The 23,493-nt window shown below is 65.4% G+C and carries 23 protein-coding genes and 1 pseudogene; 12 read left to right on the plus strand and 12 right to left on the minus strand.

What is annotated here, in order from left to right:
• The first annotated feature begins 522 nt into the window (after positions 1-522).
• Positions 523-930 (plus strand): hypothetical protein, encoded by a 408-nt coding sequence (locus SBI67_RS12395; RefSeq protein ID WP_318980841.1) that lies wholly within the window; start codon positions 523-525, stop codon positions 928-930.
• A 48-nt stretch (positions 931-978) separates the two neighbouring features.
• Here the strand turns inward: SBI67_RS12395 and SBI67_RS12400 are convergent, their stop codons facing one another.
• From SBI67_RS12400 to SBI67_RS12430, 7 genes are all read right to left on the minus strand, one after another.
• Positions 979-2,130 carry an S-methyl thiohydantoin desulfurase family protein gene (locus tag SBI67_RS12400; RefSeq protein WP_318980842.1) on the minus strand — a complete coding sequence of 384 codons (1,152 nt, stop codon included), beginning with the start codon at positions 2,128-2,130 and terminating at the stop codon, positions 979-981.
• Positions 2,127-3,695, minus strand: a complete 1,569-nt coding sequence (locus tag SBI67_RS12405) for a hydantoinase/oxoprolinase N-terminal domain-containing protein (RefSeq protein WP_318980843.1) — start codon at positions 3,693-3,695, stop codon at positions 2,127-2,129. Before SBI67_RS12405 ends, SBI67_RS12400 begins: the two co-directional genes overlap by 4 nt.
• Positions 3,692-5,029 carry a purine-cytosine permease family protein gene (locus SBI67_RS12410; protein ID WP_318980844.1) on the minus strand — a complete coding sequence of 446 codons (1,338 nt, stop codon included), beginning with the start codon at positions 5,027-5,029 and terminating at the stop codon, positions 3,692-3,694. Before SBI67_RS12410 ends, SBI67_RS12405 begins: the two co-directional genes overlap by 4 nt.
• A gap of 122 nt (positions 5,030-5,151) precedes the next feature.
• Positions 5,152-6,594: a helix-turn-helix domain-containing protein gene (locus SBI67_RS12415; RefSeq protein WP_318980845.1), complete on the minus strand. Its 1,443-nt coding sequence runs from the start codon at positions 6,592-6,594 to the stop codon at positions 5,152-5,154.
• Positions 6,587-7,630 (minus strand): S-methyl thiohydantoin desulfurase family protein, encoded by a 1,044-nt coding sequence (locus SBI67_RS12420; protein ID WP_318980846.1) that lies wholly within the window; start codon positions 7,628-7,630, stop codon positions 6,587-6,589. Before SBI67_RS12420 ends, SBI67_RS12415 begins: the two co-directional genes overlap by 8 nt.
• A 13-nt stretch (positions 7,631-7,643) precedes the next feature.
• Positions 7,644-7,790 (minus strand): hypothetical protein, encoded by a 147-nt coding sequence (locus SBI67_RS12425; RefSeq protein ID WP_318980847.1) that lies wholly within the window; start codon positions 7,788-7,790, stop codon positions 7,644-7,646.
• Entirely contained in the window at positions 7,762-8,784 is a 1,023-nt protein-coding gene (locus tag SBI67_RS12430) for an LLM class flavin-dependent oxidoreductase (protein WP_318981319.1), read from the minus strand. The genes SBI67_RS12425 and SBI67_RS12430 overlap by 29 nt, the downstream gene beginning before the upstream one ends.
• 30 nt (positions 8,785-8,814) lie before the next feature.
• Between SBI67_RS12430 and SBI67_RS12435 the strand changes: the two are divergent.
• Positions 8,815-8,979 (plus strand): annotated as a pseudogene (locus SBI67_RS12435) (YaeQ family protein); the annotation flags it as partial.
• On the opposite strand, the gene SBI67_RS12440 reads toward SBI67_RS12435, so the two are convergent.
• Entirely contained in the window at positions 8,978-9,412 is a 435-nt protein-coding gene (locus tag SBI67_RS12440) for a pyridoxamine 5'-phosphate oxidase family protein (protein WP_318980848.1), read from the minus strand. The pseudogene SBI67_RS12435 and the gene SBI67_RS12440 overlap by 2 nt on opposite strands.
• Before the next feature lie 131 nt (positions 9,413-9,543).
• Between SBI67_RS12440 and SBI67_RS12445 the strand changes: the two genes are divergently transcribed.
• A complete protein-coding gene (locus SBI67_RS12445; protein WP_318980849.1) occupies positions 9,544-10,452 on the plus strand; it encodes an LLM class flavin-dependent oxidoreductase in 909 nt (302 codons plus the stop codon).
• 87 nt (positions 10,453-10,539) lie between these two features.
• Here the strand turns inward: SBI67_RS12445 and SBI67_RS12450 are convergent, their stop codons facing one another.
• A complete protein-coding gene (locus tag SBI67_RS12450; protein WP_318980850.1) occupies positions 10,540-10,989 on the minus strand; it encodes a MarR family winged helix-turn-helix transcriptional regulator in 450 nt (149 codons plus the stop codon).
• Between the two features lie 56 nt (positions 10,990-11,045).
• On the opposite strand from SBI67_RS12450, the gene SBI67_RS12455 reads away from it, so the two are divergent.
• Together SBI67_RS12455 and SBI67_RS12460 are read left to right on the plus strand one after the other, a co-directional pair.
• The gene (locus SBI67_RS12455) at positions 11,046-11,573 is read left to right on the plus strand and encodes a phenolic acid decarboxylase (RefSeq protein ID WP_318981320.1); all 528 of its coding nucleotides are present in this window, start codon (positions 11,046-11,048) and stop codon (positions 11,571-11,573) included.
• A gap of 93 nt (positions 11,574-11,666) precedes the next feature.
• Positions 11,667-13,166: a carboxylesterase/lipase family protein gene (locus SBI67_RS12460; RefSeq protein ID WP_318980851.1), complete on the plus strand. Its 1,500-nt coding sequence runs from the start codon at positions 11,667-11,669 to the stop codon at positions 13,164-13,166.
• 118 nt (positions 13,167-13,284) lie between these two features.
• Here the strand turns inward: SBI67_RS12460 and SBI67_RS12465 are convergent, their stop codons facing one another.
• Positions 13,285-14,538 carry an SLC13 family permease gene (locus tag SBI67_RS12465; RefSeq protein ID WP_318980852.1) on the minus strand — a complete coding sequence of 418 codons (1,254 nt, stop codon included), beginning with the start codon at positions 14,536-14,538 and terminating at the stop codon, positions 13,285-13,287.
• Between the two features lie 171 nt (positions 14,539-14,709).
• Between SBI67_RS12465 and SBI67_RS12470 the strand changes: the two genes are divergently transcribed.
• From SBI67_RS12470 to SBI67_RS12480, 3 genes are all read left to right on the plus strand, one after another.
• Positions 14,710-15,261: a YaeQ family protein gene (locus SBI67_RS12470; RefSeq protein ID WP_318980853.1), complete on the plus strand. Its 552-nt coding sequence runs from the start codon at positions 14,710-14,712 to the stop codon at positions 15,259-15,261.
• Between the two features lie 396 nt (positions 15,262-15,657).
• Positions 15,658-16,044 carry a YidH family protein gene (locus SBI67_RS12475; protein ID WP_318980854.1) on the plus strand — a complete coding sequence of 129 codons (387 nt, stop codon included), beginning with the start codon at positions 15,658-15,660 and terminating at the stop codon, positions 16,042-16,044.
• 6 nt (positions 16,045-16,050) lie between these two features.
• Positions 16,051-16,353, plus strand: coding sequence for a DUF202 domain-containing protein (locus SBI67_RS12480; RefSeq protein ID WP_318980855.1), 303 nt, complete (start codon positions 16,051-16,053; stop codon positions 16,351-16,353).
• A gap of 33 nt (positions 16,354-16,386) precedes the next feature.
• Here the strand turns inward: SBI67_RS12480 and SBI67_RS12485 are convergent, their stop codons facing one another.
• Positions 16,387-16,806 (minus strand): hypothetical protein, encoded by a 420-nt coding sequence (locus SBI67_RS12485; protein WP_318980856.1) that lies wholly within the window; start codon positions 16,804-16,806, stop codon positions 16,387-16,389.
• Positions 16,807-17,030: 224 nt separating this feature from the next.
• Here SBI67_RS12485 and SBI67_RS12490 point away from each other — a divergent pair, with 224 nt between their 5' ends.
• Positions 17,031-18,284, plus strand: coding sequence for an acyl-CoA dehydrogenase family protein (locus SBI67_RS12490; protein ID WP_318980857.1), 1,254 nt, complete (start codon positions 17,031-17,033; stop codon positions 18,282-18,284).
• Here the strand turns inward: SBI67_RS12490 and SBI67_RS12495 are convergent.
• Positions 18,242-19,252 (minus strand): AraC-like ligand-binding domain-containing protein, encoded by a 1,011-nt coding sequence (locus tag SBI67_RS12495; RefSeq protein WP_318980858.1) that lies wholly within the window; start codon positions 19,250-19,252, stop codon positions 18,242-18,244. The two genes, SBI67_RS12490 and SBI67_RS12495, sit on opposite strands and share 43 nt — an antisense overlap.
• A gap of 331 nt (positions 19,253-19,583) precedes the next feature.
• On the opposite strand from SBI67_RS12495, the gene SBI67_RS12500 reads away from it, so the two are divergent.
• The 3 genes from SBI67_RS12500 to SBI67_RS12510 all read left to right on the plus strand — a co-directional run bounded on the left by SBI67_RS12500 (position 19,584) and on the right by SBI67_RS12510 (position 23,487).
• Entirely contained in the window at positions 19,584-19,955 is a 372-nt protein-coding gene (locus SBI67_RS12500; RefSeq protein WP_318980859.1) for an ArsR/SmtB family transcription factor, read from the plus strand.
• A 32-nt stretch (positions 19,956-19,987) separates the two neighbouring features.
• The gene (locus tag SBI67_RS12505; RefSeq protein WP_318980860.1) at positions 19,988-21,391 is read left to right on the plus strand and encodes an ABC transporter substrate-binding protein; all 1,404 of its coding nucleotides are present in this window, start codon (positions 19,988-19,990) and stop codon (positions 21,389-21,391) included.
• A gap of 530 nt (positions 21,392-21,921) precedes the next feature.
• A complete protein-coding gene (locus SBI67_RS12510; protein WP_318980861.1) occupies positions 21,922-23,487 on the plus strand; it encodes an amidase in 1,566 nt (521 codons plus the stop codon).
• The last annotated feature ends 6 nt before the right edge of the window (positions 23,488-23,493 follow it).

Below are 23,493 nucleotides of genomic sequence, written 5' to 3' on the forward strand. Positions count from 1 at the left end.
CGCATCGGGTTTGGTTGATCTGCTGTTGGCATCCACCGCTTAGTTGTGACAGCCCCTCTGCGGAGAGTCGAGGCGTAACTCCCGGGAGTCCGCCGCGCTGACTGTCACCGCGGATGAGGTCACGCAAATTGGTGCGTCCTTGCCCTGTGCGCAGGCCTTACGCTCAAATGATGTCCTCCATCGATTGGGTTCTGATCGGTAAGACCGCGTTGCTGTTGTTTCTCGGATTGAGCCTAGTTGTCGTGACCGTCAACTACATTCGTCGCCGCCGTCGCGGGGCGACACCGTGGCGGCCGCCGAACTCCCTCATCGTTGGTTACGACGCGCCGCGGGCGCATATCGAGCATCCAGTCGGGCCCGACTGCACCGACGGTCAACTCCCGCCGCCGGGCGCTCGGTGAGCGGCCGGCACGCACCCATTACTCCGCCGCGCAGCACGGTCGGCGTCATCCACGGTGCCTCGCGCCATCTGGGAGGATCGACACATTCGTATCGATCGGGCACGCTAGGGCTTGCCCCGGCGTGACGGCCGAGCCTTCCGGAAATGTGCATGGTCGCGTGTTGTCAGGTCGCCCCTCGATCGTCCGTGTTCTGTTGTGTCTTGTGGGTGCCGCCGGTGCCATGACGCTGGTGTTTACCGCGGTTTTCGCGGTCATCACCGCCGATGAAATGTCTTCGGTGTCGGAAGTAGTCGGTGTGGTCGCACTGCTACTCGCGTTTTGGGCGCCGGTGTGGTGTTGGCAGACTTGGTACATATCGGTGCCGGCGGTGCTGGTGATCGGCCTTGCTGCAGCCGTTCTCACCCATCGTTATCAGCTAGTGGGCATGCGTGGCAGCCGTTCTCTGCGGCCAATTGCCACGGCCCTGGTGCTCATCGTGGGCTGCTGGACGCTTCTACTCGGCATGATCATGTTGACCTACAGCGTCTGATGCACTGCTCACTCGGCCACACCACGCGTGAGACAAAACGCTCGAGGCTTACTGCGACGGTGGCGCGGGTAGCGAAATGAGCTGGCTGTCGCGTGGCGTCTGGTCGGCGGTCAACTCCTCCAGCGGTACCCACGGGTGGTCAATGCCGAATGCGTGCGGCCCCCACACCGCCAGCGCCTCCGGCGTGCGCATGATCTGCGGGGTGGCGATGCCGACGACGCGTACCCGCTGACCGAATCGCAGTGCTTCGCTGGTGATCGCCGTGCAGGTCTCCAGGTCGAGCACCGTGATCAGATCGGGGACGACCGCGACGACGCGCTCGCCGCGGCGCGCCACGACGTTCTCGTTGCGGAAGTCGATGGTGAGCAGTTCACCCCCGTCGAACGGGGCCAACGTGACCCGGCCCTGGGTGAAGCCCCCGACCACCGACCGCTCGACATCGACGATCTTGCCTTCCAGCAGCGACGTCGCGTAGCCGTAGATCGAGTCGCGGACCGCGGCGACCAGCGCCGCGAACGGGTCGGCGTGCGCTGCCCGTGCCTCTCGGATCGCGCGGCCGATCTGCGCTGCCAGCGACAGCGTGCGCGGGATGCCCGTGTGCTTGAGGTCGGCACCGCTCATCGGGTACTCGGCGATGAACGAGGCGCCGCCCATCTCGACGGTGACCACCCGCGCCAAGCGCTCCATCCGGACGTTGTCGTCGCCGGTGTCGACGAGGACCGTGTCGCCTTTCTCGTCGGCGATCACCAGCGGTGACCCGGCGATGCCGTAGACGCCGAACGTCTCCATCTGCAGTTCGGGGAACGCCCGGCCCATCCCGTCGGCGTCGACCACTGGAATACCGGCCCGGGCGGCCACCAGCAGCGGGATCATCGAGTTCAGCCCGCCGCACTCCATCGGCACCGTCGCGTCGGCGGTCCGGCCGAGATGCGCCTCCAGCGTCCGCAACGACGTCACCGCCTCGCTGCCGTTCGACAGCTTCTCGACGACCACGCTGGGGGCGCCCATCATCGCGGTCGAGATGACGAAGTCGTCATCGTCCAACTCGTCCGGGTCGACGATCTCGACTGTCAGTCCCTCGTCGAGGGCCTGCTGCACCAACAACCGGCCCACCAGGGGGTCTCCCCCGCCGCCGGTCGCCATGATCGCCGCGCCGGCCGCCATGTCCGCCAACATCTCCGGCGTCAGCTTGCGGCTCACGCCTGAGCTCCCATCGGCAGATCCCCGACAGCCTTGACTCGGATCCGCACCGCGTTGCCCGGCAAGTAGGCCAACGGCACCTCGTCCACCTCCACGATCTGAATGGACGTCGGGGCCGCGCCCGCCGCCATTGCCCGGTCGACTGCCTCCTGTTTGGCGGTGTCGAGCACCGCCTCGCGTCGGCCGGCAGGCACGCTGAAGATCCGGTCGACCTCGCCGCCGACCTGCGCGATGGCCGCGCCGATGGCGTTGGCGACCGCGAAGTTCTCCGGCCGGTGCACGCTGCGTGCGCAATCCAGTTGCGCCGGAACGAGAATCGAGCCGCCGCCGACAGCCACCACGTCGACCGGGTCGGCGGAGGTCCGCATCCGGTCGACGGTGTCGGTCAGGATCCGCCGCACGGCGGCCAGTGCCGCCCCGATCTGTGCGTCACCGATACCGGCCACCAGCGTCGCGTCACCGACGTCGGCCAATCCGGCGGCGACCACGATGTCGGTGGCCGTCAACGTCGAACCGCCGAACACCACCGCCTCGGAGCCGATGCGGTAGCCGACCGAATCGGGGCCCACCGTGATGCCGTCAGGGCCACCGTGACCGCCCTCGCGTACCCGCGACCCGCCGCCCAGCCCGACCGAAAGTACGTCCGGCATCCGGAAATTCGTGCGGATGCCCTCGACCTCGACCTCGAGGGCGGCTTCCCGCGGATAGCCGTTTTGCAGTACCCCGACGTCGGTGGTGGTGCCGCCGACATCGACGACGACGCATTCGGCGAGTCCGGACAGGAACGCCGCACCGCGCATCGAGTTGGTCGGCCCCGAGGCGAACGTGTTCACCGGATAGCGGCGGGTGAAGTCCAGGTCCATGACCGTGCCGTCGTTCTGCGAGACGAACAGTGGTGCATCGATGCCCAGGTCGCGCATGGCCTTCGTCAACGCCGCACTGATGTCGCGCGCCAGCCCGCGCAGCGCGGCGTTGATTACCGCGGCGTTCTCCCGTTCGAGCAGCCCCAGCCGGCCGATCTGATGGGACAGGGTGACCGGCACGCCGGGATGTTTCTGAGCGATCAGATCCTCGGCGAGCAATTCGAACTCCGCGTTGACCGGCGAGTAGATCGACGAAATCGCGATGCTCTGCGCGCCGTTGGACAACGCTTTGTCGACCGCGTCGAGCAGTTCGTTCGGTCGCAGGTCGCTGATCACCCGGCCGTCGAATTCATGGCCGCCGTGCACCATGTAGGCCTGACCGGCGATCGCCCCGACCATCCGGGCCGGCCAGCCCACCAGCGGCGGCAGACCGGAGCCGGCTGGCAACCCCAGCCGGATGACCGCAGTCGGACTCAGCCGCTGACCCTCGACGAGCGCGTTGACGAAGTGGGTGGTGCCGATCATCACCGCGGTGGCGGTGCCGACATCCGCACCGGAGAGCTCCCGCAACCGGCCTACGGCGGCAGTGATACCCGAGGTGACATCGGCGGTGGTCGGGGTCTTCGTTCCGGCGATCACGACGCCGTCGTCGAGCAGGACAGCGTCGGTGTTGGTGCCGCCGACGTCGATGCCGATGATCACGCGGCGGCCCCGAATCGCGACGGCTGAATCGAAAGGGGTTTCAGCAGACCGACTTTGGCGAACAGGAAGTAGCCCACCATCGCGACGACCAGCGAGTTGAGCGACGAGATACCCCAGGTGACGTAATAACCCACGGCGGCGGCAACCAACCACACCACCAGCGTCCCGATGATCAGGGTCGGCTCCTGCGCGGGCAGGCCGGCGGCACTGCGGTCGAGTTCGGCGCGCCACGTCCGCACCAGGAAGTACTCGGTGGCCATGATGCCGGCGATCGGCGGGATGACCACGCCGAGCACGGTGAGGAAGTCGATGAAGTGGTCGAGGATACCGAGCGCTGCGAGCACGGATCCGGCGATCCCGACGATGATCGTGACGATGCGACGGTTCACCACCACGCCGAAGGAGGTCTGCAGGGCGTTGACGATCCCGAGAGTCGACGAGTAGAGATTCCAGTCGTTGATCTTGAGCGTGCCGGACACGATGATCAGCGTGCCGACGAAACCCGAACTACTGGTGACGATGTCCACCACGCTGTCGGTGCGCAGCGCATGTGCGAGCAGCACCCCGGCCAGGCACATGACCAGCTCGCCCAGGGTCACACCCAGCAGGGTCTGCTTCACCACGTCGCGGGCGCTGCGGTTGAACCGCGTCATGTCCGGGGTGGTGACCATGCCGACGATGAAGCCGCCGGCCACCAGGGTCGCACCGGCGCCCAGCGACAGTACCGGCCCTGCCGGCGGACCCGAGATCAGCGAATGGAGGTCGTATTCGGTGAGCTTCGCGATCACCAGATAGCCGGCCAGCAGGATGAACGCCGGCACGGTCACGTACGCCACCCACGCCATCGAGTTGAATCCGTAGACCACGATGGCGGTGACCGCCAGCCCGAACAACAGCGACCACAGCCAGATCGGTCCCACCGGGATGATGGTCTTGAGGCTTTCAGCCGAGACCGCGGTCTGCACGCCGAACCAGCCGGTGAGGCTGAGCGCGATGACAATACCGATGAGCCCCGACCCCCACCGGCCGAAACCCGTCCAGCGGGCGATGACCGATGTCGACAAGCCTTCGCGCTGCCCGATGATGCCGGTGAAGACGCCGACGACTTCGAGGATGACCGCGCCGAGCACCACGGCCAGGATCGCGTTGGTGAAGGTCATCCCGAACCCGAGCGCGGCGCCGAGCATGAATTGCGACAGGCAAGACAGCTGCCCGAAGCGCTGGATGCACACGCTGAACCAGTGATGGCGCGCCTCGGCGGGCACGCGGGTGAGCGCATAGTCGTCACCGTGCTCCGACACGGGTGCGACGACCGAGACGTTTTCGGTGGTCATGACGGCTGAGGCTACGACGCCGCAGCGGTGCCGTCAGTGGGCACAGTGCACACCTGGCGTGCACTTCTGAGTGCGGGTCGGACGTGGTGCGTTACCGGCGGTGACGTCGGTGTTGCGGCGAATCACAAGGCCCGGCAGGCGATGCGCAGGGCCAGCCGGGTGTCGTCGTCGTCGAGGTCGACGCCGAGCAGCGACCGGATGCGGTCGAGCCGCTTGAGCACCGAGTTGCGGTGCACACCCAGCCGTCGCGCCGCCGCCGCCGTGGAGCATTCCGACAACAGGTACACGTTGAGCGTGTCGAGCAGGGCATCGTCGGCCGCCGACCGCAGCGGCTCCAGCAGCAACTGCGCGCGGTGCCGGGCCTGTTCATCGGTGACCGCGGTCAGCAGGTACTGGCGCGGGTTCGCGTCGCTGGCAGTCTCGACCGGACGCCGCCCGGGGGCGTGCCCGGCGATCCGGCATAGCCGTGCCGCATCGTCGATGGCGCGCACCAGCCCGGCGACGCCGTAGTCCGCGCCGGCCACACCCGCCGCGATGTCGTGCTCGGCCAGGTCGGCGACGATCTGGCGAACCTCGTTGGCCCGCAATGCCTGCTGCGCGTCAGTGGGCCGAGCCGGGGTGCTGGTCCACCAGACCCAGCCCTCGGCCAGCGGCACCGCAGGCACCGTCAGACCGGCGGCGACGAGCGCGTTCTGCAGTGCGGTCAAGACCAGAGAGCGATCGACCCTGGCGTCCTCGGGTCGCACCATGACCGCGGTGTGGAACCCTTCCAGCTGCCACCCCAGTGCGACCGCCTGCTCGGCGCGGGGGCCGTCGAGGGCCCCGGTGGTGAGCAGGTGGGTGAGCAGCGCGCCCTGGCTCGCCTGGTCCCAGGCCGCCGACAACGACGACCGGGCCGCCCAGGCCGACAACCGCAGCAGGCCGAGACCTGCGACCGCACGGATGGTCTCGACGTGGCTGTCGGACAGGCCACTCGGTGCGTGTACCGCACAGGTGAGCCGCGAACCGCCCTCGCGACCCGGCGGTGTGGATGCGATGATGGTGCCGTTCGGTTCACCGCCCGGCCCAGCGAGTACGACGCCCGACGGTCCCAGCACGCTGACCGGATGACCGAGCACGCCGGCCAATGTCGTCGCCACACTCGACGGGGTGTCGGCCAGCGCCAACCGCGCCGCTGCGTCCGCACACTGGAGGCCCCGCTCGGCCAGCGGCCGGCGCAGGTGGACGCGAACGGCCAGGGCGGTTTCCCAGCGGTCGGCCGGCAGTCGCACCAGCGGTAAGCCGAACCGGTCGGCCAGCCAGCGGGTGGAGACCAGGACGTCGTGGTCGACGATGACGGCGGCCGTCTGGCGTTCGGCGAAGCCGGGCAGCGACAGCTCGGTGGCGAGGCTGTCGGCGGAGGTGAGGAACGCGACGCTGTGCTCGGGCACCGTGCGCTCGGCGCGTGGGGCGACGATGTGGGCATCGTGCGCGGGCCGGTCCAATCCGGCTGCCCCGCCCAGTACCTCGGCACCGGCGAGGTCGGCCAGGGCGAGCACGTCCCGCACGGTCGCGATGTCAGACACCGATCACCCCGAAGGCGGCCGGCGTCACCTTGTGGTGGAACCGCGGTTCCCGCCAGCGCGGCGGGGCGGGCAGCGCCACGACATCGACCTCGGTCCCGGTGGCCAGCACGGTCTCGGCCTGCAGCGGACGGCCGTCCCTGGTACGCATCAGACAGATGATCTCCGGTGCGCTGGCGACGATTTCGCCGTCGACCACGACGATCAGGAACTCATTGCGCGCCTCCACGCGTACCACCGCGGCATCGCCGGAACCCCGGATCACCACCGAGCCGATACCGCCGTCACTGATCCGGCGCCAGCGGGCGTCGGCAACCCGACCGGTGGCGACGCGGCGGGCGCCGTGCTGCTCGATCAGGGCGTCGACGACGACGCGCGATTCGGCGTCCGCGGCCGTGCGGCCCAGTGCCAGTGCCCGGCGCAGGGTGCCGGGGATGCCGGCGGTGCGCAGCCGTCCGAGTGTCGCCGGGTAGCCCGCGAACGCGCACCACCCGCCCATCGACACCGCTGCGGCGCGGATGAACTCTTCGGCGGTACGTCCGTGGACGTCTTCGTAGAGGACGGTGCGCCCGTAGCTGTCGGTGCACACGAACGGCGCGATGGACACGCCGTCGACGTCATAGGTCGTCTGGTCCAGCCAGGACAGCGCACGGCCCATGCCGTCGCAGTCGACCAGCGGCAAGGTGCCGGCCGCCGCGACCACCAGGGCGGCGAAGATGTTGGCGCCCGCGCTCTCGTAGTTGGTGACACACGCTGGTATATCCGGGAATTCGCGGCGGACCCGGTCGACGGCCCGGGTGAACTCGGCGCCCTCAGGTGAGCGTTCGTGGAATGACAGCAGCGATCCGACCAGGCCTGTGGCGATGGCCAGTGCTTCGGCAGGCAGGTCGTCGATGTCGTGTACCGGCAGTTCGTCGCGCTCACCGAAGGCATGGGTCGCCAACGCCCGGAACCAGTACGGCTGGCCGCCGCCGCCCGAACCCAGCAGCGCAGCGCCGGCGGCAAGGGTGTCCAAATCGTCCCGCCGCAGGTGCCACATGGTGTCCGCCCGATCAGTTCTCCGCGACGGTCAGCCGCGGCGCGACGATGTCGCCGTCGTCGGTCCCCCAACCGTAGGCGACCTCGACGGCGCCGTCCTGCGAGAGCTCGGCGCGCGGGGCTTGAGCACACTCACCGCCAACCCAACTCCGGCGCGACATCCGTCAGCAGGCTCTCGATCACATGGGCGTTGTACTCGACACCGAGCTGGTTGGGGACTGTCAGCAGCAGGGTGTCGGCTCCGGCGATGGCTTCGTCCTCCGCAAGTTCCGCAACGAGCTTGTCAGGCTCCCCCGCATAGGTCTTGCCGAAGCGAGCTGTTCCGCTGTCGAGAAAGCCGACCTGGTCGGTGCTGTTTCGGTTGTGCCAGAACAGCTGCCTGTCCAGGTCGCTGACGATCGGGAAGATGCTGCGGCTCACCGAGACTCGCGGTGCGCGCTCGTGACCAGCGGCCGTCCAGGTGTCGCGGAAGCGCTGGATCTGCTCGGCCTGCAGTCGATGGAAAGGCACGCCCGTGTCTTCGGCCAACAACGTGGAACTCATCAGGTTCATGCCTTGCTGCGCCGCCCACTCGGCTGTGGCGCGGCTGCCCGCGCCCCACCAGATTCTCTCGCGCAGTCCCGGCGAATGCGGCTCGATCCTCAACAAACCGGGCGGGTTGGGAAACATCGGACGCGGGTTGGGTTGCGCGAAGCCCTCCCCCTTCAGCACATCCAGAAACAGCCGGGTGTGTTCGCGTGCCATCGCCCCGCCGTCGGGATCGTCCGCGCTGGGCGCGTAACCGAAGTATCGGTATCCCGCAATCACCTGCTCGGGCGATCCGCGGCTGATGCCCAGCTGCAGCCGGCCACCCGAGATCAGGTCCGCCGCACCCGCGGTTTCTGCCATGTAGAGCGGGTTCTCGTAGCGCATGTCGATGATGCCGGTTCCGAGCTCGATGCGGTGGGTGCGGGCAGCTGCCGCGGACAGCAACGGGAAAGGCGAGCCGAGCTGCTGGGCGAAGTGGTGCACGCGAAAGTAGGCGCCGTCAGCACCGATCTCCTCCGCTGCGACGGCGAGTTCGACCGACTGCAGCAGGGCATCGGTCGCGGTCCGCACCCGCGAGTGCGGACCATCCGACCAGTGCCCGAACGACAGGAAGCCGATATTCTTCACACCGGCACCAACCTGCTGCAGCAGGGATGAATTCCTCACCGGAGCACGCCAGTGTTCAAAGTCGAACTTGGCGTCTCCGATGTCGATCACGGCTATTACGCCGATCACGCGCTGACCGCGGCACGTCATCCCAGTAAGACCGATGAGCGGATGGTGGTGCGGTTATTGGCTTTTGGGCTTCGCGCACACCGGCTCAGGTCTCTTTGGAGTAGTCGACGCTGAGCCAGTGTTCGGGTCGCATCCGGAACAAAAGCGATTCAGCGCCAGGATTGTCCCTGGCGAACGACTCCACGAAAGCTCGGCCTCCCTCCTCGCCGAGGTAGCGAACGGCGATCGCGCTCATCATGGCGTCGTCGGCCGTCTCGATCGAGGTCACAGACCCCTCGGCAGTGACGTAGCGGTACGGATAGGCCTCGTCCTGAGCAGTGATGGAGAAGCGCCCCGCAGCGGTGATGAGGCGAGCTTTGAGCGACCCCGCCAAGCTGGAGACGAGAACCTCGCCGCCGGGCTCGTAGGCGTACCAGATCGGTACGGTCAGCGGTGCTCGACCAGGGCGTTCGACGCCGATGACGCCAACGTGCAGATCGGCCAGGTAGGTCTCGCGTTCCGTGCGGGTCATCTTCGACATGATCTGACCAACCCCGTGTTCCCCGGCTCGATTCCCGACCTCAGGCGCGGGAGTCCAGACGCACGTTGCGTCATTGCGGTGCGTTCCGGGCGCCCTCTGCCACCTCTGGCGTCGGTCCCTAGACTGGCGGTGTGCGATTCTCCGTGTGGCCGTCGACAACTCAGCCGTGGGACGAAGTGCTCGAACTGGCGACGTTCGCCGACGACGGGTTCTGGCATTCGCTCTACGTTGCTGATCACTTCATGTCCCCGGGCGACAAACCAGGGCAGACGAGCGACTGGTTGGAGGCCACCGCCGTGATGGCCGCACTGGCCTCCGTCACGTCGAACATTCGGCTGGCCAACCTGGTGCTGTCGATGACGTTCAGGCACCCGGCAGTGGTCGCCAACCTCGCGGTGACGGTGGACCGGATCAGCAAGGGGCGGTTCACACTCGGGCTCGGGGCTGGCTGGCAGGACACCGAGCACGAGCAGTACGGGTTGGAGTTGGGTGCGCCCAAGGAGCGGGTCGACCGCTTCGCCGAGGGGCTCGCCGTGATCTCAGGGCTGCTGACGAACGAGACGACGACGTTCGACGGGCAGTACTACCACCTGAGCGACGCGCTGTGCGAGCCGAAGCCGGTGCAGTCGCCGCTGCCACTGCTGGTGGGCGGGACAGGCTCACGGATGTTGCGCCTGATCGCACGGTACGCCCAAGAATGGAATCAGTGGTCGGCACCGGGCGGGTTCGGCGAGCGATCGGCGGCCCTGGACGCGGCGTGCGAGAAAGAGGGCCGCGATCCTGCCACGGTGTGGCGCTCCACGCAGGCCCTGGTGATGGTCACTGACTCCCCCGAATCCGAGGCCAAGGCGAAGGCCATAGCGGAGTCGTCGCCGCAACCGGTGGTCTACGGGCCGGCAGCACGCATCGCCGAGGCCGTGGCGATCTGGCGCGACGAGGGCGTCGACGAAGTTATCGTTCCCGACTTCGGGATGCCTCGCGGACCCGAGCGGCTGGACGCCTATCGGGCCCTGGCGGAGGCATTCAAGCCGCTGGCCTGACAATCGGTCTGGTGATGGTGCCACAAGAGTGGCGATATGCCTGACGCACATGCCCGTTACAACACAGGTCTCATCTCAACTCAGCAGTCAGTGGAGTGGGGAATCCTCCAGCGCCCGACGCAACCTGCCCAGGGCCGGCATCGCGGCGTCGATGCGGCGCCGGTCCTCGGCGCCCAGACTCTGCAGGGCGCGGTCGAGGATATCCGAGCTGGCTCGGTCGTAGCGCTTCAGCAGGTTGCGTGCCTGTGCAGTGGGTTCGACTTCGATATTGCGGGCGTCGGTTTGACTGAGCGTGCGGGTGGCCAGGCCCGCCGCGGTCAGTGCTTTGATGAGATTGCTGACGGTGGAGCGGGCCAGTCCCAGCTCCTCGGCAAGCTTCCCAGGCGTGGCGGCCGGCTTCGCCGACATCGCCCGCAACAGTTCCACCTGAGCGTCGGGTATGTCCGGCAATCCATCGAACCGCAGGGTGGCACGGAGCAGTGCGCGGCGTAACGGACCGATCAGCTGACTCAAGGTCTCCGCGGCGACGGTCGTCATGAGAGAAGCATTACATACTATTGTCACAAAACTATTTTATGACAATAGTGGATGGCATGAGCATCTCCCCCACGCACTCAAGCCCCATTCCGCCGCAAGACCTGGCTGACATCATCGGTCGTCGCTTCATCTACACCTATGCCAACAGCTGGCAGTACGAGTTGTACGTCAAGAACGCGACCACCATCGACTACCGAATTCACACCGGCATGGTGGGCGGACGGTGGGTCAAGGACCAGACTGTCGATCTCGTCCAGTTGTCCGAGGACAACTACAAGCTGTCGTGGAATGAGCCCACGGGCACCAGCGTCGCACTGAACATCATGCCCGCCGCACGCCGCCTGCACGGCACCATCTTCTTCCCGCATTGGATCGAACTGGACGGCTCGAAAACCGTTCTCTTCCAGAACGATCACCTTGACCAGATGCGCGCTTACCGGGACGCCGGACCGACCTACCCGATTTATGTCGTGCCCGAGTTCGCCGTCATCACCTTCATCGAGAACGTAGGCCCCGACAACGAGACGGCCATCGCCGCCGCACCCAGCGAACTACCTGCTGGTTTTGCGGATCGAACGAACTGACCCCAGGCCAATGGCTCCCCAGCCGCAGACTCGAAGACCGCGATGTCCTTCCTTCCATCTCGCCGTGCCGTGCTTGCCGCCACCATCGCCTCGGTGATCGCCGTGCCCCTTCGCCCCACCCCCGCAAAGGCCGACGACCAACCCGTCGTTGCGCTGCGATCTGGCCGCGTGCGCGGTAGGTACACCAACGGCGTGGCATCGTTCAAACGTGTTCCCTACGCCGCCAATCCGTTCACGGCGGCCAATCGCTTCCAAGCCCCACGACCGGTTGCCCAGTGGAGGGGTATCCGCGATGCCACCACTTCCGGACCGCCGCCGCCGCAACCCAGTCGTGACCCACAACCGGTGCTGTTTGGTGGTCCCGACGATCTGACGCTCAACATCTGGACGCCGAATCTGAGCGACAACGCACTGCCCGTCATGGTGTGGATCCCTGGTGGTGCTTTCGTCCGCGGCGACGCCAGCGAGTCGGCCTATGACGGCACGCATTTCGCCGCCAACGGCATCGTGGTGGTGACGATGAATTATCGCGTCGGTGTCGACGGCTTCATGGCGATCGAAGGGGTACCGGCCAACCGTGGCCTCCTCGACCAGATCGCGGCACTCGAATGGGTGCGCGACAACATCGCGGCCTTCGGCGGTGATGCAACCAATGTCACGCTGTTCGGCCAGTCAGCCGGTGCGGAGAGCGCCGCGATCCTGCTCGCCTCCCCCAAGACCGAGGGGCTGTTCACCCGCGTCATCATGCAAAGTCCACCCATGCAGGCAATGACCAGCGCCGATGCGACCCGGCTGGCCGCCGTTTTCGCCAACGGGCTTGGTGTCGCGCCAACTGTCGACGGGATCGCCGGTGTTCCTCTTGACAGGCTGATCGACGCGGGCACCAATCTGGCGACCGTCATCAAGGACCGTGCCACGTGGGGAAAGCTGTCACTCGGTGGCACCGCCTTCCTGCCGGTGATCGATGGCGACGTACTCGATGCTGCACCGATCGACATGCTCGCGCGCGGACCCAAACCCGATGTGCCGGTCATCGTCGGCAGCACAGACCAAGAAGCTCGCATCTACCTGGTCCCGGGCGGTGCCATCGATCGCATTTCGCAGCAAGCGATCGACCAATTCATCGAGGACCTGATGCTTCCGGCGGATACGCTCGACATCTACCGGGCCGACCCGGCCAATGACACCCTCGGTGATCTCTTCGCCGCGCTGCAATCTGATTACACCTTCCGAATGCCGGCGCTCAGGATCGCCGAGCTCCGCAGCAGCAATCGGCAGACGTGGCATTACAACTTTTCCTGGCGATCACCGGCCTTCGGCGGCCGGCTCGGTGCCGCGCATTTCGTCGACGTGCCGTTCAGCTTCGACACGTTGTCATCGGACCAGGCGAAGGATTTCGTCGGCACCAATCCTCCCGCCTCGCTCGCCGAAGCCATGCACGGCGCCTGGGCCGCGTTCGCCACCACCGGCGATCCCGGCTGGGCGGCCTATGACGTTGCCGCCCGCACGACCAAGCGCTTCGACGCGACGTCGAGCGTGGTCGCGGATCCAGAGCAGGCAACACGCGGCCTGTGGAGAGATGTCGCGTTCTGAGTCGGAAAAATCATGGGAAGCGTGATTTCTCACCTCGGCGCGACGGAAGACCGTCGGCATCGAAGCCCGGTTCGACGGCGCGGGCTGACTGAGCGCAACGACGCCGACCGCGCGCTCGTCAAGCCACCGCGATCGGTATCAGCGCAAGCAGACCCGGGATGATCAAGGCCAGCGATCCGGCGAGGGCGAGGAGGCGGCGGAACAGGGCGTCTTGGTGTTCGACCGCGCTGGTGCCGATGATCAGGGTACCGGCGACGTGGATGGGGTTCATCACCATCAGGGCCGCGGGCACGCAGACGGCGGCGGTGACCCAGAACACGATATCGGTGTGACCGAAGGCGCCGAACGCGATGGGCGTGATCAAGCCGAGCACTCCGATGGTCGAGCTCTCGATATTGCACAACAAGGCTGTCAGGTACGCGATGACCAAAATCAGCAGGGCACCGGTGCCGAGGTGTCGCAGGATGTGAGCGATCGAGTCCATGGTCCCGATCGCCTGGGTCAACCCCAGATACGTCAGCAGCCCACACAAGAGCAGAATGGAGTTCCACGGAATCCGGGCCAGCAATGCGCGTTCGTCGGGCCGAAAGGCAATCTGCTGCACTGCGGCCATGAACATCGCCGTCACCCCAACGTCGGTTTTGGCCACCACGACCAGCAGCAGGAAGGCAACCAGGCCGATCGCGGAGCAGGCCATGTAGGCGACGTGAGGACGCGACTGCTCCTCGGCTGTGGCGGCGGGGGCAGGCGCGACTTCATAGTTGACGCCCCGCCGCCGAGCGAGAGCCTCAAGTGTCTGGAGCACCGCGACCACCGCGGCTGCGACACCAATGGACACCGCCCACAGACCCCAGCCGGGAAACGTCACGTTGAGCTTGGTGGCTGCCGCCCGGATCACCGCACCGGTCGGGTTCAGCGGGGACAGACCTGCGCAGTTGGCCGCGATGATCACGGCCAGTTCTGACATCAGGAAGGTGCCGCGGTAGCGGAGGCTGACGTGCGCGACCATCGGCACAAGGAAGGCGATGACCGCCGTCGAGAAGGCGCCCGCAGTCGACAGGGCGCCGGCAATGAGGAAGCCGGCCCACGGCAGGATCGCCCGGCGGTTCCCAATTCTGCGGTACACCTGCTCGACAAACCAGGCGAGCGCACCACTTCGCTCCAGATGTGCGAACAACAGCGATACCCCGGCGATGAGCACGAAGATGTCACCGGGAAATGCGGTGTACATCGTCTTGACGGGCAGCCCCGAGATCACCAGCACAGGCAGCGCCGCCGCCAGGGCAAGGACGCCGATATTCATTCTTCGCCAGATGGCCAGGACGAGGACCACAACCAACAGGGCAAGCGAAAGACCCTGAGCCAGAGTCACTGTGAGCCTCCTGTGAGTCAAATCGGTCCGCGCCCTGGTGGTCGCCAATCCCCCGCCGCCGCCAAGATACCTGGCAGGCGGCCGCGGCCAGCCCGATCGGCGGCTGAGTCGACAAAGGCCGCTCGAGCGGACCAAGTGTCAAGGAACCGCACCGCGGGTGGACACTTAGACGTGGCCCTTTCTGCAACGGTGTTCAAAGTCGAGCTCGGCGTCTCCGATGTCGATCACGGTTACTACGCCGATCACACCCTGACGGTGGCCCGTCATCCCAGCGAGACCGATGAGCGGATGGTGGTGCGGTTGTTGGCGTTTGGATTACGCGCACACCGACTCGGTGAAGTCGACGGCGAGTTGACGTTCGGCGCGGGTCTGTCCACCCCTGGTGTGCCGGACCTGCGGCTCGCGGACTACACGGATCGCATCCTGGAGTGGATCATCGTCGGCCAGCCCGATGAACGAGCCTTGGGCAAAGCGGTCAGTCGGGCCGAGCAGGTGCTGCTGTTCCCATTCGCCGCCAGCGTGGCCACCTGGTGGAGCACCGTGGGCCCCAAAGTCTCCAAGCTGCCAAATCTGTCCGTGGTACAGATACCGCACGCACCGGTGCAGCGGCTGGCGCAGACTGTCGATCGACGCGTCGCGGCGCAGGTCATGGTCTTGGAAGGTCAAGTGACGATGACGGTGGGCGGTATCGACGCCACCTTCACGCCCGAGCCGTTGCAGTAGAACGGAACACACCTCCGCAGACCAAGAATAGATCTCGAACAATCAGCAGTACCCAAAGATCCACTACCCCATCGAGCCGAACGTTACGAGGTGGAGCCGGGGGCGACATTGGCGTGAATACGACACTGGCCAACCAGCGCCGTGTCGGCAGCTTCGGATCCACAACCGTTTGGATGAGGGCGTTTTCCAGGTCGACACAGGCTCACAGGTGCATCATTGCCGGTGGGCCGAGTTGATCGAGAGAAGAAGTTGGTGTGACAGAAAAAAGTGACGGTGGCGCCATCGTCGAGTCCACGACGCCGGACGCAGCCAATCCGAGCACACCAAACTCAACGAGGCGGGCCTCCTGCACCCTTCGATGGTGGCCCAACCGGCCACCGCGGCTGCGCTCTGATCATGTCTGCTGACGACGGCCAGGATGGTGTCCGTGTTGGCTCGGTCGATCGAGAACCCGACTATCGGTTCACCCTGGCCAATGAACGGACCTTTCTGGCCTGGATACGCACCTCCTTGGCGCTGATCGCCGGTGGCGTGGCCCTCGTGCAGCTGGTCCCCCGGTTTGGGGTGCATGGTGTCCGCCACCTGCTCGCCATATTGCTCGTCGCCGGCGGCGCCGCCTTGGCTGTCGCGGCGGTCCGACGGTGGCGGCACGTCCAAGAGATCATGCGCCGCGGTGCTGCGTTGCCGCCCAGTCGCCTGCCGGCGGTTCTGGTGGCAGCGATGGTGCTTGTCGCAGCACTGCTCCTGGTCCTGTTGATCGCCGCACCGCCCCAAACCGGGTGATCCGCGATGGTGACGAGCGGCAGCGATCCGGGCCTGCAACCCGAACGCACTCAACTTGCCTGGGAACGAACCTCGGTGGGATTCCTTGCGATCGGCGCCCTGGTTCTCCTGCGACACGGCGAATTGCCGCTCGCAGGAAGACTTTTCGTCGCCGCCGCCGCAGCGATTTCGGCGCTGGGTGTGTTGGTCATCAACCGCCGTTTCGTGTCCGCGGATGCGGCATCGCCGGTCGCTGTCACTGCCCTGGGTTCGTTGACCGCGGCACTCGCCCTCGGCGTCGGCCTCCTGATCGCGTTCGCCGATTCCTAGGCGACGCGACAGTAGGTCAGCTGAATGCGATGCTCACGCGGGAGTGAGCGTGAACCGCGTCTCACCCACCGGGCCGCTGGTTCCGCAGGGATTGGGGCCGTTGAGCGTATAGAGCCCGTTCGTACCGTCGAGGTTGAAGGTGGAGCGGGCTATCACGTCGACCGGTCGCCCGTCGGGGCAGAATGCGCCACCGGGAACGAACTGGTCGAGCACGTAGTGGTCGCCCTGGATGTATGCCTGACCCTGATCGGCATTCGACGTGAGGTTGAAGATCGAGATGCAGCCGGGACCGCAACTGGTCACCCGCAACAGGTTATCGGTGACGATCCCGTTGGCCATGATGCTGTGATGGTTGTAGTCGCCAGGAGTGAGATCAGCGTTGGCCTGTGCCGCCAGGCCGAGGCTTGCCGCGGCGAAGCAGGTCGCGATCGCGCCGGTGATGATGTTCTTCATGGTGTCAAGTGAATACCGTCGAAGCGCCTACCGGTCCCAACTTTGCAGAGTCGATCCGCACCGATCGGTGGTGGTCGACTGAATCGCGGCACAGTCGTACAACGAACCCGGCGCGTCCGTACAAGGGAAAAGTCCTCTTTTGCAACAATGCCGACGCATCGTACTTCCTGTAGCGGGACTCTCATCGAATCCCGGCAGTTCCCGTGTATCAGGAGGAAGTGTTCATGACCATCGACTTCACCATGAGTCAGGACCAGCTCGCATTGCGGTCGGCCGCGCGCACCTTCGCCGACGAAAGGCTCAGCCTCGTCGACAAAGCGATTGCCGGCCTGCATACACCCGAAGCGAGGTTTGCCGCGATCCGACCGTTCTATCAGGAGATGGCCGATGCGGGCTTCGTCAAGGCGCTGCTACCCGTTCACTGTGGCGGTACCGCGATGTCTTCCCTCGATTTTGCATTGGCGGCAGAGGAACTGACGCGGGTCGACATCAACGTGCCGACCGCGTTGTTGGGAACCGGCCTGGGCCTACAACCGATCATCCACTTCGGCACAGATGAGCAGAAGGTCAAGTTTCTGCCCCGGTTCGCGGGCAGCGAGGCACTGCTGGCTGCGTGGGCATTCACCGAAGTGGCCGGCGGAGCCAACTTCGACAGCGCCGATCCGCTCGGTGGTGTGCAAACGTTCGCGCGGCGCGAAGGTGATGAGTGGGTGATCAACGGCCGCAAGCACTTCACCACGAACGGCTCGGGCTGGGACGGGGAAGGTGCTGCGCTCATCAGTGTGCTGTGCCGTACCGATCCGAGCCTGAGTCCGGCGGAATCGATGGCTGTGATCGTCGTACCAGGCGATAGTCCCGGAGTCGTCGTCGAGTCGTATATCGACACAGTCGGTCACCGCGCGACCATCTCACCACGCATCACCTTCAACGACGTACGGGTGCCCGCCGATCATCTCATCGGGCAGCCGGGCGACGGTATCGAGATCGTGCGCAGAACGTTCAATTGGACATCATCGATCATCGGCGCCGCGTGCGTCGGCCGGATGCGAGCCGCATTTGACTACGCACTCGCTTTTGCCAAGGCCGACAAGCGTTCCGGGTCGGTCCCGATCATCGAGCACCAGAATGCCGGGTACATGCTCGTCGACATCAAGACGCGAATCGAAGCTGCCCGCTACCTGACCTGGAAGGGATGCCATCTATACGACCACACCTGTGGTGGAGACGAGGAAATCGGACACATGGTGAAGATCTTCGCCTCTGAACTGGCCGTGCAGGTCGTGTACGACGCCATGCGTGTCGTCGGAGTGAACTCCTACGGCGACGAAACCCCGATCGCCGGGATCATGCAGGACGTGCTCTGTTTTCCCCTGTATGACGGCGGAAACATGGGAGTGCGCCGTCGCCAACTGCACGCGCTCATGAGGCGCGACGACTACGACCCGATGCTGTCGAGTACATGGGTCGCTGAGGGGTGACAAAGCTGGCCGACCCGCCCGCCGGAGGCACGGTATTCGGTCGGCGTGCAGCCGAGATGGCGCTGAAAGACCCGGGTGAGATGCGAGTTGTCATAGAAGCCCCATCGGGCCGCGATCTTGTTGAGCGGCAACGAATTGGGCGACGTGACGAGTTCAAGCATCACGCCGCGCAAACGCTCCTCACGCACGCACGTGGCGAAGCTGCTCGACTCTGCCTCGAACAGTCGGTGCAACGAGCGGACCGAGATCGACACCGCGCGAGCGGCGTCGGCGGCAGTGACCCGTCCCAGCGGGATCATCATCCGAATATGCCTGCGCACCAACACTCTCAGCGCGGCGTCACGGTGTTCGTATTCGGACTCCAGAGCGGCGCGACTATGGACAGCGGTCACGGCAGCAAGGACATCGGTGAACGAACTCTCGAGCCTCGCCGCCGCGCCCTGGTCCAGGGTCTGCAGATTCTGCCACAGCGACGCCATCATCGCCGAGGCGACGCCACCAGCTCCGCCGTCCGTGTCGATGGTGGTCGCGGTGAAGTCGAGGTCGCCGACGCTGGCCTGCCAGCGATCCCGAGGGATACGAAACGACAGTACACGCCAACTGCTTTGGGCCACCGGCTCAATGAATTCGAGTCGATACGGCCGCGTCGTGTCGAACACGGCGAAGCTGCCGGCGGGCACGATGCACCGGCGGTCGTCTTGCTCGCCGTAACATGTCCCGTCCAGTTGCAGGTTGACGAACACTGCCTCGGAGGGCGACCGACGTACCTCACGTGGGCCGTGAGTCAACAGCTGCGTGCACGACGCGATCTCGGCGCAGTTCGTCTCGGCCAGTGGTGCCGATCTCACCCAGCCTGGGAAACCCTCGCCGAAACTGCTGTGATTGAGTTGCGTCTGACCGCGTTTGGGAGACAACGGTGTAAACGCCTCACACACGACATCACCCCAGTACGCAGCCTGATCCTGCACGCTGAGGTCTGTGGTGGACCAGTATGGCAAGCCATTACCTCCGGATTGCTGACGGTCGAGCTGAGGCCGAGGTCACCGCCTTCATAAGTGTGCGCGCCTGCTGGCGCGTGTCAAGACGAACCTCATGAGAACTGGGGTGATTGCCAGGTGTGGTCACATCGCTTCTCCATAGTCCGGAGGTTGCGTTCGCGCAGTAGCGGGCCCGGCTGCGGAACGTCAGTGCCATGGATCGTTATGACCGCGCGCTTTCCATTCCCGGCCGTATTCGATATGTTGATGAGGTTCGACGCATGTCTGTGCTGGTGATTTGTGGGGCGGTGCAAACCAAGAGATGTCTACGCAGCGGAACGAAGAGCTGGTCTTCGCCGCGTTGGCCGACCAGGTCAGGCGACAAATCCTTGACACGCTTGCCTCACACGGCGAGTGCAGCGCCGGGTTCATCAGTGATCAGATCCACTCGGTGGGCCGGACCACGGTGTCTGCGCACCTCAAGGCGCTGAAGCTGTCGGGCATGATCGTAGAGCGTCGCGAGGGCCGAAGCCGCCTGTTTGCCATCGATCCTGTTGGCCCGGCCAATGACGCGCTGATGTTCTTGCGTGACGTTCTCGATCGTGCGTTGACCGCGGGTGTGGAGTCGGCATCGCGTGTCGAAATCACCGACCCCGATGCCGACGCGGTTTCCCGAACGCGTAAGCATGGCTAGTCCCCGACTGCCGTAGAACTGACCGAGGCGGTGTGGGCGTGCCGGTTCTGTCTGTAACCGCTCAGATCGTGACACCTGAGCCAGTTCCCGTCGCCTATGCAAAGTTCACTGCTGGACAGCTGTTGGACATTCAGTGTGACCGTTTCATCCCGGGTTCGGCGATAGCGGTCTCGCTGCCGATGGACGGCGTATCCGGCTCGGCGACGGTGCCTATCGCACTGCTCGGCCATATCGTTGCGATCAAGCCCGGGCGATCAGTCGTGATCGTCCATCATCAGCCGTGGCGCGGTCGGTTGACGGTACGTTTCTTCGCCGATGGGACCGGCACTCGGCTGGCCCTCGAATCGAGCCTGGAGCAAGACGGTGTGGCGTGGCTGGCGAACATCCGCGGGTACGGACCGCCACAGTCGCTGCACCCTGATAGTCATCGGGTCGGGTTGCTGGTGAGCAAGTCAGGCCCGGCGGCGGTATTTGCTCAGGCGACGGAAACCATGGCGGCGTTGGCAATTGAGGAGATCAACGCCGACGGGGGCATCGTCGGGATGACGGCGGAACTTCTCGTCGGCGACGATGCATCGGATTCGATGGCGGGCACGACAGCTGCGTTGCGCTTGATGCGTAGCGGCTGCCGCGCGATCTTCGCCTGCGTCACGTCAGCAACCTTCAACGCCGTGGCATCAGCGCTTCGGCGCACCAACATCGTCCTGATTCACACCGTGCTGAACGAAGGCGGCTTTGCGAGTGCGGGCGTCGTCCGGCTCGGCGAGCGCCCCTCCGAACAACTGCAGGCAGCAGTGCCCGCTCTCATGAAGGAGACCAACGCCCGGCGCTGGTTCCTCGTCGGCCATCAATACTCGTGGTCCTACGGCGCACATTGGGCCGCCCGGCGGGTGATAGGCGAGTGCGGCGGCACGGTCGTCGGTGAGGCCTACCGTCCGATGGGCACCACCGACTTCTCCGCAGCGCTGGAGGCCATCGACCGTTCACGCGCCGAGCTGATCCTGTCCTCGCTGGTCGGCAGTGACGAAGTGGCCTTCGAGCGCCAATGCGCCCATTACGGTTTGCGCTCCAGCACCCGCACCCTGGCCCTCGTTCTCGACGAGGCCACCCAGCAGTTGATCGGCGCCGCCGATGTCGACGGCGTGTGGTCGGCATTCGGCTACTTCGAAGGACTCCTCGACACTCACTGTGAGGTCGAGGCGAGATATCGAGCCGCGGTCACGGGGCATGCACCGCCGTTGAGCTCCCTTACCGAAACCACCTACGAAGCGATCATCGCCTATGCGCGGGCCGTCGCGGAGGCCGCCGACCATGACAAGAAGGCCGTCCACCTGAAGCTGCTTGAGCATGCCGAATCGCAGCGATGCGGGCGGGTTCCGGTCCGCCGTCCGATCCTGCTGACCGAGTGGCGCGGCGGGCGGCCACGTCCGCGGTGACTGATCTGTGGTGACTTTTGTTGTCCTACAGATCATCTGGCGTTAGCACAAGGACAATGACGCACTAGCCGGCGACCTGCCTAGCGCCCGACCCGCGCTGCACTCTCCTCACGTGCACCGATCGAGCGGAAAGCAAATTGCGGCAATATGTCGCTACCGATTGACATAAAGGCCACGGCGTACTTAACTCTGCGTAGCGAATCCGAGACGATCGCGGAAGAGTCGGACAGTGAGGGCGAGAACGATGACTGACCACGCCGTTGCTTGGGCAACACCAGACTCAAGCCGTCTCGGGATGGCGACATCAGTACAGGCATGACGATTGTTGGTGTGACACATCCGTCCACTCCGGTCCAAGTTGCCGGATCCGGACAGTCCACCGACCCCTGACCGATCGTCGCCGGGAAGCTCCACCGTGAATGCGGTGACGGCGCGACGGGCTTCCCGGCGACGATCCAACTGAATACGAACCGAATCTCGAGCAGGCGTGGGACTGCCATGTCCCCGGACGACGAATGGAGAAGTGGGCTATGCCGGTCGATAGGCCCGATGACGACGCAATCGCTCTTGCCGCGGCACATTTCGGCCTGCATCTGGACGCAGCCGACCGAAAAGAATTCGCCGAACTCATCGACGGCGCACTCGCCTCCTACGACGTCGTCGACGAATTGCATGGCACCGGGTCCGCGGATTGCGCCGACCGCGGTTATCAGTTCCCCGAAGCGTATGAAAACCCCTTGGGCGCATGGTATGTCACGACGCGAATCAACTCTGGTACCACTACATCGGCGGGCCCACTCGTCGCTCGGAGCTTGGCCGTCAAGGACAACATCGCCGTGGCGGGCGTGCCGATGATGAACGGTTCGCGATCACTGGAGGGCTTTACGCCGAGCCGTGATGCGACCGTGGTGTCTCGGCTGCTCGATGCGGGTGTGGTGGTGGCCGGTAAAGCTGTGTGTGAGGACTTGTGCTTTTCCGGCTCAAGCTTCACGTCGGCCACCGGACCGGTACGCAACCCGTGGCGCCATGACCGAGAGGCCGGCGGATCCTCGAGTGGCAGCGCGGCCCTGGTTGCCAATGGGGACGTCGACTTGGCCCTCGGAGGAGATCAGGGTGGGTCCGTTCGAATCCCGGCGGCGTTCTGCGGAGTGGTCGGCCACAAACCGACCTTCGGACTCGTGCCATACACCGGAGCGTTCCCTATCGAACGGACTCTTGACCACGTCGGTCCGATCACCCGCACCGTGGTGGACGCAGCGCACATGTTGTCGGTGATCGCCGGGCGCGACGGAGCCGATCCGAGGCAGCCCGACACGCTGACGGTCGACGACTACGTAAGCGGACTCGGCGCCGGCGTGGCCGGACTCAGGATCGGCGTGCTGTCCGAAGGGTTCGGCCATGCCGCATCCCAGGTTGAGGTCGACGATATCGTCAGAGCAGCAGCGACGCAGTTCGCTGACCTCGGCGCGACCGTCGAGTCGGTCAGTATCCCGTGGCACCTCAATGCGTTCCACGTATGGAACGTCATCGCGACCGATGGTGGTGCCTATCAGATGCTCGACGGCAGCGGATACGGACTCAACGCAAGCGGTCTCTACGATCCCGAACAAATGGCGTACTTCGCTCAACACCGAGTCACGCACGCCGATGAGCTCTCCGAGTCGGTGAAGCTCGTGGCGCTCTGCGGTCACCACGGTGTCACCGCCCTGGGCGGCTCGAGCTACGGCAAGGCCCGCAACCTGGTACCCAAAGCCATGGCGGCCTACGACACCGCACTCGAACACTTCGACGTACTCGTAATGCCCACCGTTCCCTACGTCGCCACCGCCCTGCCCGAAACCGGCGTCGATCGCCCCACCTACCTGGCCAAAGCGCTCGGCATGCTGGCTAACACGGCGCCGTTCAACGTGACCGGCCATCCCGCCCTGTCGATTCCGGCGGGACAGCATGACGGACTACCGGTGGGGATGATGATCGTCGGGCGACACTTCGACGACGCAACGGTGCTCCGCGCGGGACACGCCTTCGAGATGCTCCGCGGCGGATTTCCCGCACCGCACGCCGTGAACGCATCAGACGCCATACTGCCCGCCTGATACCGA

It is taken from the genome of Mycolicibacterium chengduense (assembly GCF_033741155.1).
In the GTDB taxonomy this organism is placed as follows: domain Bacteria; phylum Actinomycetota; class Actinomycetes; order Mycobacteriales; family Mycobacteriaceae; genus Mycobacterium.

Bases quoted from the DNA above. Each gene is read 5' to 3' on its own strand.
- SBI67_RS12410 (WP_318980844.1), bottom strand. From the start codon at position 5,029: ATGACCACCGAAAACGTCTCGGTCGTCGCACCCGTGTCGGAGCACGGT.
- SBI67_RS12420 (WP_318980846.1), bottom strand. From the start codon at position 7,630: ATGTGGCACCTGCGGCGGGACGATTTGGACACCCTTGCCGCCGGCGCT.
- SBI67_RS12425 (WP_318980847.1), bottom strand. From the start codon at position 7,790: ATGTCGCGCCGGAGTTGGGTTGGCGGTGAGTGTGCTCAAGCCCCGCGC.
- SBI67_RS12440 (WP_318980848.1), bottom strand. From the start codon at position 9,412: ATGTCGAAGATGACCCGCACGGAACGCGAGACCTACCTGGCCGATCTG.
- SBI67_RS12450 (WP_318980850.1), bottom strand. From the start codon at position 10,989: ATGACGACCGTCGCCGCGGAGACCTTGAGTCAGCTGATCGGTCCGTTA.
- SBI67_RS12455 (WP_318981320.1), top strand. From the start codon at position 11,046: ATGAGCATCTCCCCCACGCACTCAAGCCCCATTCCGCCGCAAGACCTG.
- SBI67_RS12475 (WP_318980854.1), top strand. From the start codon at position 15,658: ATGTCTGCTGACGACGGCCAGGATGGTGTCCGTGTTGGCTCGGTCGAT.
- SBI67_RS12480 (WP_318980855.1), top strand. From the start codon at position 16,051: ATGGTGACGAGCGGCAGCGATCCGGGCCTGCAACCCGAACGCACTCAA.
- SBI67_RS12485 (WP_318980856.1), bottom strand. From the start codon at position 16,806: ATGAAGAACATCATCACCGGCGCGATCGCGACCTGCTTCGCCGCGGCA.
- SBI67_RS12490 (WP_318980857.1), top strand. From the start codon at position 17,031: ATGACCATCGACTTCACCATGAGTCAGGACCAGCTCGCATTGCGGTCG.
- SBI67_RS12500 (WP_318980859.1), top strand. From the start codon at position 19,584: ATGTCTACGCAGCGGAACGAAGAGCTGGTCTTCGCCGCGTTGGCCGAC.
- SBI67_RS12510 (WP_318980861.1), top strand. From the start codon at position 21,922: ATGCCGGTCGATAGGCCCGATGACGACGCAATCGCTCTTGCCGCGGCA.